Origin of the sequence: Streptomyces mirabilis (assembly GCF_039503195.1) — a bacterium.
In the GTDB taxonomy this organism is placed as follows: Bacteria; Actinomycetota; Actinomycetes; order Streptomycetales; family Streptomycetaceae; genus Streptomyces; species Streptomyces mirabilis_D.
On sequence record NZ_JBCJKP010000001.1, the window covers coordinates 10,848,773 to 10,864,372 of the forward strand.

The 15,600-nt window shown below is 67.8% G+C and carries 12 protein-coding genes and 10 pseudogenes; 7 read left to right on the plus strand and 15 right to left on the minus strand.

Annotated features, from left to right (window positions below; genetic code table 11):
• Positions 1–30 precede the first annotated feature (30 nt).
• The 4 genes and pseudogenes from AAFF41_RS49740 to AAFF41_RS49755 form a co-directional block, all read right to left on the minus strand.
• Positions 31–530: pseudogene (locus tag AAFF41_RS49740) on the minus strand (MerR family transcriptional regulator).
• A 72-nt stretch (positions 531–602) separates the two neighbouring features.
• Positions 603–1,334, minus strand: a complete 732-nt coding sequence (locus tag AAFF41_RS49745) for a hypothetical protein (protein WP_343326175.1) — start codon at positions 1,332–1,334, stop codon at positions 603–605.
• An 11-nt stretch (positions 1,335–1,345) separates the two neighbouring features.
• Positions 1,346–1,703 (minus strand): annotated as a pseudogene (locus AAFF41_RS49750) (transposase); the annotation flags it as partial.
• A gap of 28 nt (positions 1,704–1,731) precedes the next feature.
• A pseudogene (locus AAFF41_RS49755) lies at positions 1,732–2,983 on the minus strand (IS3 family transposase).
• 299 nt (positions 2,984–3,282) lie between these two features.
• On the opposite strand from AAFF41_RS49755, the pseudogene AAFF41_RS52070 reads away from it, so the two are divergent.
• The 4 genes and pseudogenes from AAFF41_RS52070 (at position 3,283) to AAFF41_RS49780 (ending at position 7,909) form a co-directional block, all read left to right on the plus strand.
• A pseudogene (locus tag AAFF41_RS52070) lies at positions 3,283–4,361 on the plus strand (IS630 family transposase).
• A gap of 183 nt (positions 4,362–4,544) precedes the next feature.
• On the plus strand, positions 4,545–5,735 hold the full coding sequence (locus AAFF41_RS49770) for a sensor histidine kinase (protein WP_343326176.1): 1,191 nt from the start codon (positions 4,545–4,547) through the stop codon (positions 5,733–5,735).
• Entirely contained in the window at positions 5,728–6,393 is a 666-nt protein-coding gene (locus tag AAFF41_RS49775; RefSeq protein ID WP_343326177.1) for a response regulator transcription factor, read from the plus strand. Before AAFF41_RS49770 ends, AAFF41_RS49775 begins: the two co-directional genes overlap by 8 nt.
• Positions 6,394–6,691: 298 nt before the next feature.
• Complete coding sequence (locus AAFF41_RS49780; protein WP_343326178.1) at positions 6,692–7,909, plus strand: serine hydrolase domain-containing protein; 1,218 nt, start codon at positions 6,692–6,694, stop codon at positions 7,907–7,909.
• Between the two features lie 42 nt (positions 7,910–7,951).
• Here the strand turns inward: AAFF41_RS49780 and AAFF41_RS49785 are convergent.
• Positions 7,952–8,050: pseudogene (locus tag AAFF41_RS49785) on the minus strand (NAD(P)H-dependent oxidoreductase); the annotation flags it as partial.
• Here AAFF41_RS49785 and AAFF41_RS49790 point away from each other — a divergent pair.
• Positions 8,051–8,374 (plus strand): annotated as a pseudogene (locus AAFF41_RS49790) (DEAD/DEAH box helicase); the annotation flags it as partial.
• Positions 8,375–8,406: 32 nt separating this feature from the next.
• Here AAFF41_RS49790 and AAFF41_RS49795 read toward each other — a convergent pair.
• From AAFF41_RS49795 to AAFF41_RS49825, 7 genes and pseudogenes are all read right to left on the minus strand, one after another.
• Positions 8,407–9,191 (minus strand): annotated as a pseudogene (locus AAFF41_RS49795) (IS3 family transposase); the annotation flags it as partial.
• A 52-nt stretch (positions 9,192–9,243) separates the two neighbouring features.
• Positions 9,244–9,396: pseudogene (locus AAFF41_RS49800) on the minus strand (IS3-like element ISRhosp1 family transposase); the annotation flags it as partial.
• Between the two features lie 326 nt (positions 9,397–9,722).
• Entirely contained in the window at positions 9,723–9,932 is a 210-nt protein-coding gene (locus AAFF41_RS49805; protein WP_343326179.1) for a DUF6207 family protein, read from the minus strand.
• Between the two features lie 697 nt (positions 9,933–10,629).
• Entirely contained in the window at positions 10,630–10,782 is a 153-nt protein-coding gene (locus tag AAFF41_RS49810) for a DUF6233 domain-containing protein (protein ID WP_425526271.1), read from the minus strand.
• A 9-nt stretch (positions 10,783–10,791) separates the two neighbouring features.
• Positions 10,792–11,001 (minus strand): annotated as a pseudogene (locus tag AAFF41_RS49815) (plasmid stabilization protein); the annotation flags it as partial.
• Between the two features lie 109 nt (positions 11,002–11,110).
• Positions 11,111–11,506, minus strand: a complete 396-nt coding sequence (locus AAFF41_RS49820) for a DUF2267 domain-containing protein (protein WP_319754372.1) — start codon at positions 11,504–11,506, stop codon at positions 11,111–11,113.
• Between the two features lie 92 nt (positions 11,507–11,598).
• On the minus strand, positions 11,599–12,033 hold the full coding sequence (locus tag AAFF41_RS49825) for an Hsp20/alpha crystallin family protein (RefSeq protein WP_343326180.1): 435 nt from the start codon (positions 12,031–12,033) through the stop codon (positions 11,599–11,601).
• 134 nt (positions 12,034–12,167) lie between these two features.
• Here AAFF41_RS49825 and AAFF41_RS49830 point away from each other — a divergent pair, with 134 nt between their 5' ends.
• On the plus strand, positions 12,168–12,839 hold the full coding sequence (locus AAFF41_RS49830) for a type III effector protein (RefSeq protein WP_319754370.1): 672 nt from the start codon (positions 12,168–12,170) through the stop codon (positions 12,837–12,839).
• A gap of 362 nt (positions 12,840–13,201) precedes the next feature.
• Here the strand turns inward: AAFF41_RS49830 and AAFF41_RS49835 are convergent, their stop codons facing one another.
• A complete protein-coding gene (locus AAFF41_RS49835) occupies positions 13,202–13,333 on the minus strand; it encodes a hypothetical protein (RefSeq protein WP_319754369.1) in 132 nt (43 codons plus the stop codon).
• A 36-nt stretch (positions 13,334–13,369) separates the two neighbouring features.
• Between AAFF41_RS49835 and AAFF41_RS49840 the strand changes: the two genes are divergently transcribed.
• The gene (locus tag AAFF41_RS49840; protein ID WP_343326181.1) at positions 13,370–13,849 is read left to right on the plus strand and encodes a hypothetical protein; all 480 of its coding nucleotides are present in this window, start codon (positions 13,370–13,372) and stop codon (positions 13,847–13,849) included.
• Positions 13,850–14,045: 196 nt separating this feature from the next.
• On the opposite strand, the pseudogene AAFF41_RS49845 reads toward AAFF41_RS49840, so the two are convergent.
• Both AAFF41_RS49845 and AAFF41_RS49850 read right to left on the minus strand, forming a co-directional pair.
• Positions 14,046–14,222: pseudogene (locus tag AAFF41_RS49845) on the minus strand (phosphate signaling complex protein PhoU); the annotation flags it as partial.
• A gap of 92 nt (positions 14,223–14,314) precedes the next feature.
• Positions 14,315–15,466: a PP2C family protein-serine/threonine phosphatase gene (locus AAFF41_RS49850; protein WP_343326182.1), complete on the minus strand. Its 1,152-nt coding sequence runs from the start codon at positions 15,464–15,466 to the stop codon at positions 14,315–14,317.
• Between the last annotated feature and the right edge of the window lie 134 nt (positions 15,467–15,600).

Here is a 15,600-nt window from a genome sequence, read left to right on the forward strand (position 1 = left end):
CCGGTTAACCGACTGCGTCCGTTGCCTACTTCACGGAGAGGGCGACGGCCGGGGAGGTCGGGGTGGCGCGAAGCCGGGTGGTGCCACGGCCTCGATCACTGGCTCTCCGGCCGGACTTCGGGGGCCGACCGGCTCGGCGATGAGCCGCCGGTAGTTCGGGCACAGGGTGACGTCCTCGTACTCGCAGGTCAGGCCGCCCTCGATGAGCTCCAATGAGGCCTGGGCTGCCGCGATTCTCGACCGGAGTTCCTCGGCCGCGGGACGCAGGATCTCGCGCCGGGTGGCGCGGTCGACGGTGGCGGACAGGCTCCTGATGGTGTTCAGGCCAAGGCCGGCCTCCTTCAAGATGAGGATCGTCGCCGCGCGGGTGAGGTCGTCCGCACCGTAGCGGCGGCGTCCTCCGCGTCCCGTCCGGGGCGCAGCAGGCCCATCGCCTCCCAATGTCGCAGCACGTGCATGGCCAGGCCGAACCGTGCCGCGAGGGCGCCGATACTCAACGTGCCGACGCCGCCGTCTTCGCTTGACTTCATTGCCGACATTAACTGACCGTTTCAGAATGAGCTGGACGTGGGATGCGACCCCACTCTTGCTCGTGAGAGCAGTCACACGACTTCATCCCAGACGTCGCCGCCGTCAGCCCAGGTCCACAGCCATTTCCGTAGTGACGCGGTCGCATGGCGAAGGCCGTCGTGAGGGCCTTCGCTGAAGGTGTAGCCGTCGGCGTCGTAGAGAAGCACTGGGTTGTCGACTGCGCTTAGTGAGACATGCCATTCCATCGTGCAGCCGCCGTAGGTGAGGAAGAGCCACGACGCCGGCATGCCCTCTGACAGGTTGCGTTCGTGGACGCTGGCCGCGCATGGCCAGTCGCGCAAGTGCCCTGGAGCCCGGTTGCCGTCGGTCAGGGAGGCCAGGCCGCCCTCGGGTCCGAATCCTCCGTTGGCGACCTCGGTGTAGAGGCGCCGAAGCAATTCGGGAAGACGGCGTCCGATTCTCCGTTCTGCCTTCTCGACCTCTGAAAGGGAGACCGGAGGGAACAGCGGCCCGCGAGGAGCGTCGGCGTAGTAGTCGGTCACCTCCTCGGTCTCGGCCTTGAGCTCCACCGTCCCATCACTGCCATACGAAACTGTGTCGTCTCGCATCCGCTCCAACCGGGGCTTGCCATAACGCTCGATGATCCACGCGACAGGGACGTCCGCGCGGTCGAATCGCAGGCCCGGATCCCATGCGCGAGCCTGCAGAGCTTTGATCAACGCGTCGTCATCTGCCTCTTGCCCGGCCTCCGGGTTGGGCTCATGGCGGAGTGGCGCAGGTACGCCGTGAGGAGAAAAGGTCACGCGTCAGAAGCCTACTTCTGCGCTTCGACTGCTCTCCGAAGTCGTCGGAGACAGATGATTCCGCAGGCGAGTTCAGGCATGCCTTGATGGAGGTCGGCGCGTCGCTCGTAGCGGGTGCGGAGTCGTTTGAACTGGTGGAGCCAGGCGAAGGAGCGCTCGACCACCCAGCGGACCTTGCCCAGTCCGGAGGCCGTGGGCGACGCCGCGTCGGGCGATCACGGGCTTGATGCCACGCTTCCACAGCAGGCGGCGGTACTGGTCGAAGTCGTAGCCCCTGTCCGCGTACAGTCGCCGAGGCTTGCGGCGGGGGAGCCCCCGCAGACCCCGGATGGATGGCACCGCGTCCAACAAGGGCAGGAGCTGGGTGACGGGCCTTGACCCCGGATTTTGAACACGTCTATGCGGCTTGGGCCAGGGTAGTTGTTGCTGCTTGGTGGTCGTTCTCGTAGGCGATCGGAGATCGATGGCCGAGGTGGGAGTGCCGGCGACGGGTGTTGTATCGGGTCAGCCAGCGGAAGGCGTCGAGTCGCGCCTCGCGCTCGTTCGACCAGCCTTTGCGGCCCTTGAGCGTCTCCCTCTTGAAGGCCGCGTTGAACGACTCGGCGACGGCGTTGTCGGCGCTGGAACCGACCGCGCCCATGCTCTGCCGGACCCCTGCTGACCTGCAGATTTCAGTGAAGGCTCTGCTCGTGTATTGAGAGCCGTGATCGGTGTGCATCACCGCTCCGGCCAGGCTCCCGCGGGTCCGCTCTCCGATCGCCTACGAGAACGACCACCAAGCAGCAACAACTCGACCGCGCCCAGGGCGTCGGTGACGAGCTCGGTTCGCATGTGGTCGGCGATCGCCCACCCGGCCAGACGGCGTGAGGCGAGGTCGACGACGGTCGCGAGGTAGAGCGGCTTCGCGCCGCTGACCGGCAGGTAGGTGATGTCGCCGACGTATTTCGTGTTCACCGCGGCCGTGGTGAAGTCACGGCCGATCAGATCCGGCGCCTTCGGCGCCGCCTGGTCCGCGACAGTGGTGCGGTGCCGACGGCGCAGACGGAGGCCCTCGAGCCCGATGGTCCGCATGATCCTCGCGACCCGCTTGTGGCTGACCACCGGGCCGCCCTCGTCACGGAGTTCGGCGGTGATCCTGGGTGCACCGTAGGTGCCGTCAGATTCCTGGTGGACCTTGCGAATCCGGGCTGCGAGGTCCTCCTCGGCGATCTGCCGGGCCGACCTTGCGGCCGCGGTGCGACGCCAGTAGTAGAAGCTCGAGCGGGAGAGGCCGAGAATGTCGCAGAGCCGCTTCACGCCGAACCGGCGCTGGTGATCGTCAACGAACTGGCAGCGGTTCACCAGCGCGTCTCCGTCGCGAAATACCGGGCCGCCTTGCGGAGAATGTCTCGTTCTTCCTCCAGCTCGCGAATCCTCTTCCGGGCAGCGGCCAGCTCCGCCTGAACCTCCACACCACCAGGCTGCACAGCGGCCGAAGGTGCGGAGTGGGCGCCGGGACGGCGCCCGTCGGCGGCCCGGATCCAGTTCCGCAGCGTCTCGGTGTTCACCCCGAGATCAGCGGCGACCGACTTGATCGTCGCTCCCGGCCGCGACTGGTACAGCGCGACCGCGTCCGCCTTGAACTCGGCGGGGTAGTGCTTCATCCCCACGGGGACTCCGTTCTCCTGGACCATCAAGATCCAAGTCTCTCCGGTGTCCAAACTCCGGGGTCAGGGCCCAGACGGCTCCCATCGATACGTCTGGTTCGTTGGTGACTGATCACGCGCACGTGGTCCTGACCGCGGCCGACATCACGCCAACAGGACCCGTATGCGTACTGATGGCCGAGCGGGGAGTCCGGTCCGCCCGCGCCCGAACCTCTGATCTGCATTACTGACTTCGGCGTTTCGGGGTCTGGATCTGTGTCGGGACCGTTGACGCGGTCCGTCCGGGCTGGCACGCCGGAGGCATGCGGTATCCGGACGGGGGCGGACTGACCGCCGAATAGCGCAGGCGCCGGGAAGACGTACGGATGCGGGCCGTTGACCTCTTCGAGGAGGGCGTGGAAGTCCCGTGCATCGCGAGGGAGTTACGGGTGAGGGAGAAGTCGGTCTACCAGTGGCGCCGCGCCTGGAGGACGGGCGGAGGCACGGCGCTGCGTTCCAGAGGCCCCTCCGGCTGCGACTGTCGGCTCGGACCTCACCTGCAGGCCAAGCTCGCGATGTGGCTCGAAGAAGGGCCGGGCGCGCACGGCTGGGTGGACGACCAGGTGTGGGCCGCGGCAAGGGTACGCACGCTGATCGGGCGGAAGTTCCACATCTCCTACAGCGTCTCCGGGGTGACCCGACTGCTGCACCGGATGGGCTACAGCATGCAGATGCCCGCCCGGCCCGCCGCCGAACGCGACGAGGACGCGATCACTGCATGGCGGGAGGCGACCTGGCAGGAGGTAAAACCCTCCGGGCGGCGACCGACGCGTTCATCCGCTTCGAGGACGAAGCGGGCGTGGCCGGTCGGCCGCCCAGGGGCCGTACGTGGGGCCGGCGCGGGATCACCGCGAGGGCCGAGGTGTCCGGCCGCGGCCGGGGACGGCTCTCGGTGGCCGGGCTGCTGTGCTTCCGGCCGGGTCTGCCCGCCCGTCTGTGCTATCGGCTGCGTCGGCATACCGGCCGCAAGGGCGAGCGTCGCTCGCTGGGCGAGACGGACTACATCCGCCTGCTGGACGGCGCCCACCAACTGCTGAAGGCCCCGCTGATCGTGGTGTGGGACCGGCTGAGCACCCACATCTCCAAGACGATGAAGGCACTCGTTGCCGAGCGGGACTGGTTGACGGTGGTCCTGCTGCCCGGATATGCGCCCGACCTCAACCCGGTGGAGGGCCTGTGGGCGCAGGTCAAGCGGAGCCTGGCCAACCTGGCCGCCCGCACCCTCAGCGAGTTGGAGACACTGCTCCGCAGGCGACTCAAGGCGCTGCAGTACCGGCACAGTGTCCTCGACGGATTCCTCGTCGGGACGGGCCTCACTCTCGACAGACCGGACGGACCCTAATACGCCAAGGCAGTAGAGCCGCATTACTCGTGCCTTCACACGCGTTCTGCAGCGACGCGACGATTTCGAGCTGGGCCTCGGTGCCCGCGTCACCGAACTGGGGGCGTACTCGGAGGAGCCCTTGGCGGGAAGTCATTCTTAGGAGTGACCCAGACGTATGCGCCGGCTCCTACTATTGCCCAGGTGAGGGAAGTCTCCGCAACACAGCCCCAGCGGGGCGTTGATGTCGTCTTCGTCGCACTGACCTTGGTTCCGCCACTGCTGTCGCAGCCCTACACGGAGACGTCGAGGACATCCTGGCTCTCGCTTCTCGGCTTCGAGATGGTGACTCTGCTGGTCACCGTGCTACGGCGGCGGCTGCCTGTCACGGCCGTCCTCACGAGCTTCACCGCACTCGCGGTGGCACTGGTGGTGAGTGCGGCTGAACACGCCAAGCTGACACCACTGGCCTTTCTGCCGTTGGCAGTGCTCGTATACAGCTTGGGGCATCACTGCACCAGTTGGACGCGGACCGTGCTGGGTCTGTGCGGGGGATGTGCGATCACCGTCATCGGCTTGTGGGCGAACCGGGAGTCGGCCGACTCCGGTGAGTTCCGGGGTGGCTTCGACGTTCTCGCGATTCTGGCCCCGATGCCACTGGCGTGGGCCGTGGGCTTCGCCGCGCGAACCCGGCAAGCGCTCCTCGTAGCGGCTGAACAGCGAGCGGCGGACGCGCGGCACGAGCAGCATCTGAGAGCGGCACAGGCGGCGGAGTGGGAGCGAGCGCGCATCGCCCGCGAGATGCACGATGTGGTCGCGCACTCGCTCACGCTGCTCGTCGTGCACGCGGAGACGCTGCGCGCCCATGGTGACGGGCTACCTGTCTGGGCGCGCGAGCAGGCCGACGGGCTTGCGGCGGCCGGTCGGCAGGCTGGCGGTGAGTTGCGCGACCTGCTGCGTGTGCTGCGCGACCCCGCCGATGCGACTCCCCTGCTGCCTGTGCCCGGTTTTGGTGAACTGGGCGCGCTGCTGGACAGTCACCGGGCTGCGGGAGGAATCCTTGAAGTGACGGTCAGGGCCAAGCTGGATTCGTTGCCCGGCTCGATACAGGCGGTGAGCTACCGAATTGTGCAGGAATCACTGGCCAACGCTCGCCGGCATGCACCCGGGGCCCCGGTACGGCTCACCCTCGATGGCTTCCCCGGGCAACTGAGAGTCGAGGTGGTCAACAGTCGCGGAACCCGGCGAGGCCTTGTCGGTACGGGTACGGGCCTGGGTCTGGTCAGCATGCGAGAACGTGTGGACGCACTGGGTGGTGAGCTGGCTGCCGGGCCCACCCACGACGGCGGATTCAGTGTCGTGGCTGCCATACCCCTGGGGACTACCGGTGTCTGAGCGGATCAGCGTGCTGGTGGCGGATGACGAGTCGATCATCCGCACCGGTTTGAGCGCGATACTGGCGAGTCAGTCCGACATCTCCGTTGTCGGCGCTGTGAGCAATGGTGAGCAGGCCGTGGCCGAGTGTGGACAGCTGAAGCCGGACGTGCTGTTGCTGGACATCCACATGCCGCGTGGCGACGGACTGTGGGTGCTGTCCGAACTGGGCCGTCGAGCGCTGCTCGGAGCGGGACGGAGTCAAGCGCTCATGCTGACGACATTCGACCTCGACGAGTACGTCGACGACGCGCTTGCCGCCGGGGCTGCGGGATTCCTGCTGAAGAACAGTCCGTACGAAGAACTCGCCGGAGCGGTACGGGCGGCGGCGGCCGGGCACAGTGTCCTGAGCCCGACCGTGACCCGTCGGATCGTCCAGGGGCATCTGAGCACCCGTCGTCGGCCGGACGACCGTGAACTGGCCCGCCTGAAGTACCTCACCGGGCGGGAACGCGATGTGCTGTGTCTGATCGGAGACGGGCTGAGCAACGCCGAGATCGCCCATCGGTTGACGGTAAGCCTGCACACGGTGAAAACACACGTCAGTCATGTACTCGCGAAGACCGGCTGTCAAAGTCGTGCGCAGGCGGCCGTGCTGGCCAGAAATATCATTCCCTGAGCATCCGTATCACGTGAGGCGCCGGAGTCGCATGCCTTCGTAAATCGGACTCACTCCTTCGAATGAGTTTGGCTCCCTCGGAGTCACGCCATCGAGCGATGTTCCGGACGGCCCTGGCTGACTGAATAGTTCCTGTACGACGAGTCCGAGTTCGTTGCCCTCTCTACGGGTGAGGAGCAGCAGGCGCTCAGCGTACGCGGCCATTTTCCGCATTGCGAGAGGAACTCTCATGTCGTCACGTGCCTTGCCACGCCTCCGAACTGCGCGGGGAGTCCAAGCCATAGCCTTGGCGGTCAGTATGAGTGCCGTTCTTGTCGCATGTTCGGACGCGGGTCCGGGCGACTCGAAAGCATCGGTCGCGAAAAATACGTCGGTCGCCGGCCGACTGGCTGGCCTCGCGCAGAACGCAGCGGACACGGGCTCCCTCGGAGTGATCGTCCGTGTCGAACCCCATTCGGGCAGGCCCCTTGCGATCGCCCGTCAGGCTTCCTGGACCAAGGCCGATCACCATCTCGAAGCGACCGACCAGTTCAGAATCGCCTCGAACACCAAGACGGTCACCGCCACCCTCATTCTCCAATCGGTCGCCGAGCACAGGATTCAGCTGGACGACTCGGTGGAGAAATGGCTGCCAGGGCTCATCCCCAACGGCACGAACATCACCGTGAGGATGCTCCTCAACCACACGAGCGGGCTGGGCGATTACCTGCTGACCCCGGAGTTTCTGCCCACGCTCACAGGCAAGGAGAAGCGCACCTGGACACCGGAGCAGCTTCTCGCGATCACCCCACGGCAGACCCCCGAGCTCCCGCCCGGAAAGAAATATTCCTACAGCAACGCCAATTATGCGGCACTCGAACTCATACTTGAGAAGGCGACCGGGAAGAGCCTGGCCGATCTGATCGATGAGAAGATCACCGAACCGCTGGAGATGAACGATACGTTCCTGTCCACCGATGCCGCATTCAGCCCCGGAAAGCCTCACGCGGTCGGATACGAGCCCGACGCCCAGCGCCTCAGCGCCATTCTTCCTGACGAGCTGAACATTCCCGAGGGCTCGGGATTCGTAGGGCCCGAGCGCCCACATGGCAATGTCGAAACCGCCGCCATCGATGTGAGCTGGTCCGGGGCGGCCGGGGGCCTGGTCTCCACCGCGGCCGACTGGCAGCGATATCTGACCGCCCTGATGTCCGGCAAGATCTTGCCGAAGACTCAGATGAAAGAGATGCTCACGACGGTACCTGCTCCAGAGGAAGGCGGAAGCTACGGACTGGGATTGATGAAAGTGGAAACTCCCTGTGGCACCGTCTGGGGGCACACCGGCGGCCAGCCCGGATACTCGAGCGAGATCTACACCGACACGAACGGGCGCCGAAGTGCCGCTGTGCTGACGACCACCAACTTCGGCATTCAGGAACCCAAGGCGGCAAGCGCCAACAAGGCTCTGGTCGACGCCGCGATCTGCGCCATGCTGGACAAGCCGTATCCCGCCGAGAGCGACGCACCGTCCTCGTGACGCTCCCGCACATGACCGTCCCACCTTGTCCGTCGCTGGCCGTCAGTCGCGCACGCGCAGCCCGAAACCCGTGCGGCCCGCGGGCTCCAGTTCCTCCTTCGGGTGCAGCGAGGGCATCTCGTAGTCGCCGAAGTTCTGCCGCCCCCTCAGGGTGCCCGTGCCACGATCGCGGCAGCGACCGGGGCAGGGAAAATGATCACGGCTTCTGCGTGCGCGCTGGAGTTCTTCCCCCGAGGGCCGGATCCTCGACCGTGCCGACCCTGGACCTGCTCGTGCAGACCGCTCAAGCGTGGCGGGCGGTCGGCATCAGGCCCCGATGGTGGCGGTGTGTTCGCTGGAGAGCGACCCGGTGCTGAACGAGCTGGGGGTGCGCACCACCACCGATCCGATCCAGCTCGCCTTGTGGGCCGGGAGCGGGCCGGTCATCGTGTTCGCCACGTACGCCCCCAGGTGGACCGCGAGGACTGAGGTTGATCCCCGGGAGTGGACACCGGGTTTCATGCGACGAGTGACAGCGTACGTGAGGTGGTCAGTTGCTGTTCGAACTCGGCTGGTGTGAGGTAGCCGAGCGCGGAATGCCGACGGCGCCGGTTGTAGTACGACAGCCAGCGGAACAGCTCCAGCCGAGTCTGTGCCTTCGAGGTCCAGCGCCTTCCGTGGAGCAACTCGCGCTTGGGACCCTGGAAGAACGACTCGGCGAGGGCGTGGTCATAGCTTGAGCCGACCCGGTCCACGCTGCGGCGGATGCCGTGCCGGCGACAGACCTCGGCGAAGGCGGCCGCGCTGTATTGGGCGCCCCTGTCGGTGTGGAAAACGACGCCGCGAACCCGGCCGCCGCGGGTGGCCACGGCCATCTCGATCGGGTCGGTGACCAGCGAGGTGCGCATGTGGTCGGTGATTGCCCAGCCCACCACCTTCCTGGAGCAGATGTCGATCACCGTGGCGAGATAGAGCCATGTCGCGCCGACGGCAATGTATGTGATGTCGCCGCACCACCTGGTGTTGAGCGTGTCCGCGGTGAAGTCGCGCATGACCAGGTCCGGCGCGGGCGGCGCGGTCCTGTCCGCGATCGTCGTCCGCTTCTTCTTGCACAGGTGCAGGCCGACGATGTGGTTGATCCGCATCAGCCGGGTGACGCGCTTGCGGTTGATCCGGCGTCCTCTCGCGCGCGGTTCAGCATGGACGTGCGGAGCCCCATATGTCCCTGGTGTTCGGCATGGATGGCGCGGATCTCGCTCACGGTCTGCTTCTCCCCGGCCCGGCGCTCGGCGCGGGCCTGCTCGTGCCCGGCGCACGATCTCACGTTCCAGCTGCCACTCCTGCTCGGCCTTGAGCAGCCGGGCGTTCTCCGCCCGCAGCCGGGCCAGCTCCTCCGCCGCGTTCCCTCTGCCATCGCGATCCTGGGGCGCGGCCTGGGCCTCGTCCTTGCGCACCCGGGTCCGAAGCGACTCCGCGGTGATGCCGAGATCCGCAGCCACAGCCGCGTACGGGATGTGAGCCGCTGCGTCGGCCCGGGCGGAATCCGCCTCCTCTGGGACGAGGAGACGGGCTGGGCGTACGCCTACGTCGGCCCCCCGGATGCTCAATCCCCCGCGGCCCGGTCACCTCACTCCGGCGCGTCTACGCGACACCCAAGGCGGTCGCCGCCGCGGCCGACTCCCTCGTGTACACCGGGCGGCCGCCTGTCGAAGTACACGAAGAGGGGTGGTCGCAGGCAGACGTGGTGCGCCCCGCGATTGATGCGTGCCGTCCGCGCTGAGCAGGCGAAGAGGCCTGCGGCGCCACGGTATTGACCCCTTCGGGGCGGGTACCTCTACGTGCCGAGCTCCTGTCGCAGGTTCAGGTAGCAGCGCAGCCGTACGCCGGGCTCGCCGGGCACGCGTGTCGTACGGTCCGCCGTCGCGGTCGCCCATCGCGTGGCGAGTACTTCCTGGAGGGCAAAGGCCGTCTGGTCGTCTGCGGCCCCGACTTCCACGACGGCCAGCCCCGGCTCCGCCACATGCGCGTCATTGATCTGCCTCATGCCTGGCACGACGCGGCGTCGCCCGCGGGAGGTTCTCCGGTCCGCGCGGTTTCATCCGACCGGTGCGCAGCTACGCGCGCGTGCTGATGTAGCGCACGGTCGGACCCCACCGCTCCATGACGGGCGCCATGCACCACTGGCACAGCGGACAGCCGCCACTGCCGTACTTATGTGTCTTGCGCTGACATCCGGCGCAGAGGCCGACCCGGTCACCGGGGCAGGTCAGCGCGGACGGGTCGGGCTCTGTGATCGGGGGTACGGGAGCTGTCATCATGGATCCTGTTCTGGGTGACGATTTCCGGTCACCTCACCACAGAATATCGGCCTGGTGGCACTGTTGTTCGATCCGCGCGCAGGTCACCACTCCGTGCGTGCGGGGTCGGGGGTGCAGATCCGCCCACAGCCCGTCGATGATTGAGCGGCCCTGAGTCTGTCGGGCAGTGCAGCATTCGCACGACCTTTAACGGAGCGGCGCGCCCTACGCCGTCTTCGACGGTGGCAAGCCCGAGTCAGGTAAGCCCCCAGGGGCGGCCGGGCAAGCCCGATGCGGGCTGCCTGGGATGCGAACGGGCACGGCGGATAGCGGCTGTGCCCGGGGCGGATTCGGTTGCTGAAGTCGGCTCGGCGCCAGCGGGGCGCCTAGGCCGAAGTCCCGTGCAGGACGGGGGAGTAGAGACGCGGCGCCGTCTGTGGCGGGTCAGTCGAGGATGCGCAGCTGGGTGTCGGGCTTGCAGTGCGTACCGGCGCGCATGCCCGAGGTGAGGAGTCGGCGTGCTTCGTCGCGCGGGACGGGGCGCCGTCGTTTGCCCGCGGCGTAGCAGCCGCCCACATGGGCCTCGATGGGTGGCAGGTCGCCGCTCTATTTTCCGAGTTTCTCCTTGAGCTGGGCCTTGTTCATGGACGAGCGCCCTTCGATGTTGCGACGCTTGGCCTCCTCGTACAGCTGGTCGAAGGTAGGGCCTTGAGAGCCGCTGTGCGAACGCTGGCCGCCCCGCTGGGACGACGACTTGTCCTGCGTGGACGTCCTGCTCGCTGTGTTCGATTCGCCGGCGCGGGCCCGTTCCATGATCGTCTCGCGCCGACACCCGGCTTGGCATGCACCACGGCCCGCGCCCAGGGCGAATCCCTCTATCAGCGGACCGGCATCGGCAACGCCTCCGTCTCCTCATCCGGCTCGGCTAGACGCGCTGGGGGTGGCCGAACAGCAGGTCGTAGCCCGCCGGGAGCTGGAGCAGGATGCGGCCGGTGAGCTCTTCGCCCGCGGCGTCTGCAGCCACGCTGAGCACAGCGCCCACATCCCACGCCGCGGTCTGATCAGTGGTGCCCTCGATCCATGCCGCGGCAGCCCGCACGAACCGCTCGGGGGAGAGCGGCTCGCGCGCCTGGAGCGGATTGAGCAGGATCAGTGCCATTTCCTCCGGCAGCCGGGCCGCCAGCTCCGCCCGTACCTCGCCCACCAGGTGCGCGCCGAGCAGCGCCAGCACGGTGCGGGCCGCCCGTTCGGCTTCCTTGGCGCTCTCGTACTTGCCGCGTTCCTTGACCTGGTCCAGGAACGCCTCCCATCGCATGGCCATCGCTGCTCCCTTGCGTATGCGGCGGCGAGCGGAGGACGGGGGCGGCCGGAAGGGAGGCCGTCTCCCCGTCCCCCGCGTGGCTGGGAGGGGACTCAGCCGCTGATCTCCTTGTGCGCGGATCCGCCACCGATGGCGATCTTGCGGGGCTTGGCGCGCTCGGCGATCGGGATCCGCAGGGTCAGCACACCCGCGTCGTAGTCCGCCTTGATGTGCTCGGTGTCCAGGGTGTCGGCCAGCATCAGCTGGCGGGAGAAGACGCCCAGAGGACGCTCCGAGAGCTCCATCTGCACGTCGTCCGCCTTGGTGACGGGCCGCCGCTCGGCTCTGACGGTCAGCATGTTCCGCTCGACGTCGATGTCGATCGCGTCCGCGGTGACGCCGGGCAGGTCGAGGGCGATCACGTACTCCTCGCCCTCACGATAGGCGTCCATCGGCATCGCCGACGGCCGCGACCAGGTACCGGTCGTGTTCAGGAGCTGCTGGGTGAGCCGGTCAAGCTCACGGAACGGGTCGGTGCGCATCAACATCGTGAAACACCTCCAGCGTTCAGGTCAGGCATTTTTGTCGCCAATGCGTTCACCTGACCTCGTTGTAACATGTCATCCAAAGGATGACAAGCAGGGGCAGTCGTCGAGATGACGACGCTGCGGTTGGAGACTCCATGACCGTTGACGATCAGCCAAACCCTCGCGCCCTCGGTCTCACCCCCACGTCCTTCCTCGCCGCCGCCACGGCGCTGAACACGATCCACGAGGCCCTGCGCACCGCCCGGACATCGCGGGACGGGGAGCGCCCCGGGCCCGTCCAGACCAGCTCGGAGCAGGCACTCGCCGCGCTCCTGCTGCTCCGCGAAGCGCGCGATCAGCTCGCCGAGTGGGAACCGGGCCTGATCGAAGAGGCCCGGGAGGCAGGCGCCAGCTGGGCCGACCTCGCCCACTCCCTCGGCGTCTCCAGCCGCCAGGCCGCCGAACGCCGCTACCTGCGCGTACGCCCCGGAAACCCGGGATCCACGGGCGAGCAGCGGGTACGGGCCACCCGCGACCGCCGCGCCGCCGACCGCACCGTCACCGCCTGGGCCCGCGCCAACGCCGCGGACCTTCGCCAGCTCGCCGGCCAGATCACCGCGCTCACCGACCTCCCCGCCGCCGCCCGCACCTCTCTCGTCGAGCTCACAGCCGCCCTCGCGGACAACGACGCGGCCGCCCTCGTCGGCCCCCTGACGGTCACGCACTCATATCTGGCGGATCACCCCGACCTCGCGGCGCGCGTCGATGGCATCGCCCGCCACGCCGACCGGCTCCGCGGGCACAGCGGCGGCCAGCGCCGGACCTGAGTGTGATCGGCGCGACGTCGGGATCTTCCCACTCGGTCTGCGGCAAACCCTGAGCATTGGGCGGCTGCCGTACGTCGGGGTTGTCACGCGGTGAGAACGCGGGCTTCTGCGGCCGTCCGGCGGTGATCATCGGCGATCTGCACTGCCTGGGTTTCCGCCACGATGCCGCTGTCGAGGCCGCAAGTGCATCGCACCACTGCGCGCCCGGTCGGCTCGTGCCCGGTTCCGGGTGATGCCGTGCACGACGGTCGTATGTTCCACCATGTGCCCATGCTGGCCGCCGGGGCTCGGCCTGCCAACGCCACGCGCGCCGAACGGGGCAGAACCGCTGTTCCGTCGGCTGCGTGTTTCGAAAGTGGTGGTCACAGCCATTCGTTGATGGCGGCGACCAGCACGGTGGCTTCGTGGCGACCAGTCACGGCCGACCGCACCCGCGACACGCCGGCGCAGAACCCGGCGGGGAGTTCGGTGCCCGCGTCCGGAGCGAAAGCCACTGGTGCCGGCGCACCGGTTCGGACAAGCTGCGGCACATGGACTGGACGCCCCTGCTCTCCACATTGGCCGGTGCCGTCATCGGCATCGCAGCCACTCTGATCGCTGACCGCAACCGGTGGCGGCGGGAGGAAGCCAGGCACGCGCTGGAAGTACGGCGCGAGGTGTACACGGAGTATGTTTCCGCCCTCAAAGCCGCGGGTGAGGAGATACGGGCCGTCGCTCTGGGCGACCACATGTCTGAGTCAGCGCGCGACGCGGCGGTGCGGGAGGCCGTACGTGGCACCGGTATCTACACGGCGAGCGAACGCCTCTGGCTTGTGAGCCCGCCGCAGGTTGTGGAGGCGGGGAACGAGGCGTTCCACTGCCTGCGCGCGATCCGCGACGCCTATGCTCGTGGAGTGGCTGTCGGCTCCGCCGACGACGCGTCCCTGATAGAGCGGCGACGTAAGGCCATGGCGCAAACGCGTCGCCTCATGCGTGAGGACCTGGGCATGGGCCCCCTCGGAATCGAGTGATGGGTCACGAGCCCTGAGCTTGTCACAGCCTCGCCAGGTTCCCGCTCACGACGGCGGGGGCGGCACCTGGAACCTCATCTTCGAGCACTGGTCGCCGCCATCAACGAATGGCTGTGACCAACACTTTCGAAACACACCCCGCCGCGCGCTCGGGGAGGGCCCGGCAAACGGACATCCTCGCCGGGCCTGATGGAGGTCATGCGGGTCCGTTCGTGGTCAGCTCGCCCGCGTGCTCGCCCGTGACCAGGTAGACCACGCGCTGGGCCACCGATACCGCGTGGTCGGCGAAGCGCTCGTAGTAGCGGCCGATCAGCGTGACGTCCCCGGCTGTCTCCACTCCGTGCTGCCACCGGTCGTCCATCAGGTGCTGGAAGTGAGCTGCCGCGGCCTTCTTCGTAGAGTTTGCGGCCTGGTCCGAGGGGTGTCGCATCGACCTTACTCACGTCCGGTTCAGGAGCTGTGACCTTACCCGCTCGCGTGGATGACGCGCCCGTGGTGGTGGCGTCGGTGGATGTCGGGCTCGCGGCGGAGCGCGACGAGAGCCGCGTCGTCTTCAAGGCGTCCGCTGGTGTGGGCGAGCAGATCGCGCTGGATGTGGTGCAGCAGCGATTCTGGGCCGGCCTCGCTCCACTGGGCGGCCCGTGTCTCGAAGGGATAGAAGTCGCCATCGGCGTCGCGGGCTTCGATGACGCCGTCGGTGTAGAGCAGGAGCGTGTCGCCGGCCCCGAAGGAGAGCACATCGATCGTGTATCCCTCCGGCCCCATCTCGCCGATCCCCAGCGGGGGCGCGGGGTGCAGGCTGGGGACGGTGAGAGCACGGCCGGGGCTGAGCACCAGCGGCGGGGGGTGCCCGCAGCTGATGATGCGGGTGATGTGGTCGTCGTCGGGGAGTTCCAGCAGCAAGGCGGTGGCGAAGCGTTCGCCGGTTTCCTCGACTGGCTCGAAGTCGGCCAGGTAGCGGGTGACGCTCTGCTCCAGGGCGGCAGCCAGATCGGGCAGGGAGGCGTGCCGGTGGGCGGCCTCGCGGAAGGCTCCAAGCAGGAGGGCGGCCTCGCCGATGGCGGACAGGCCCTTGCCCCGCACATCGCCGATCATGATGCGCACACCGCCGATGATGCGGGTGGCCGCGTAGAGGTCACCGCCGATCTGCGCCTCATCCTCGGCGGCCAGGTACAGGCAGGCGATCCGCAGGGCGCCGATCCGCTCGGGCAGCGGCCACAGCAGGACATGCTGCGCGGCCTCGGCAACCGACCGCACCTGGTCCAATTGCCGACTGCGCCGCTCGCGCACCGCACTCAAGAACACGACCAAGACCGAGAGCACCGCGATGGTGACCAATTGCACCATGTGGTTCGGTGTGGCCAGCCCGCCGTGAAACACGCCAATGATCGCTTGGGCCGCCAAGGCCAGAACTCCGATGAAGCCGGTCAGCCGGGGACCGGCGAACGAGGCAGTGATCGCGGGCGCGATGACCAGCGCCGGTCCCAGATGGACGTCTGGGGGAGAGTGGATGTCCACCAGAGTGATCACCAGGATGAGCACAACAGGGATCACCAGCAGCGCATGGCCGGACTGCCATGGCCGCCGCAGACCGGAAAAGCGCTGGCGGGCTGCCACGTCTCCACCCTGCACCCCCTCGGGGGTTGGCTGCGAGCCCGGACATCAAGACGGCATCTCCCGCCAACTCAAGCGCTCACTCGTCAGGTGAAGCGTTCAGTCACGATCGGGGTGGGGGACTCCCGGGGCCCTGG

Excerpts from the sequence above, each read along its gene's own strand:
- AAFF41_RS49805 (WP_343326179.1), bottom strand. The coding sequence starts at position 9,932 with ATGAGGCAGATCAATGACGCGCATGTGGCGGAGCCGGGGCTGGCCGTC.
- AAFF41_RS49780 (WP_343326178.1), top strand. The coding sequence starts at position 6,692 with ATGAGTGCCGTTCTTGTCGCATGTTCGGACGCGGGTCCGGGCGACTCG.
- AAFF41_RS49840 (WP_343326181.1), top strand. The coding sequence starts at position 13,370 with ATGGACTGGACGCCCCTGCTCTCCACATTGGCCGGTGCCGTCATCGGC.
- AAFF41_RS49820 (WP_319754372.1), bottom strand. The coding sequence starts at position 11,506 with ATGGCCATGCGATGGGAGGCGTTCCTGGACCAGGTCAAGGAACGCGGC.
- AAFF41_RS49830 (WP_319754370.1), top strand. The coding sequence starts at position 12,168 with ATGACCGTTGACGATCAGCCAAACCCTCGCGCCCTCGGTCTCACCCCC.
- AAFF41_RS49825 (WP_343326180.1), bottom strand. The coding sequence starts at position 12,033 with ATGTTGATGCGCACCGACCCGTTCCGTGAGCTTGACCGGCTCACCCAG.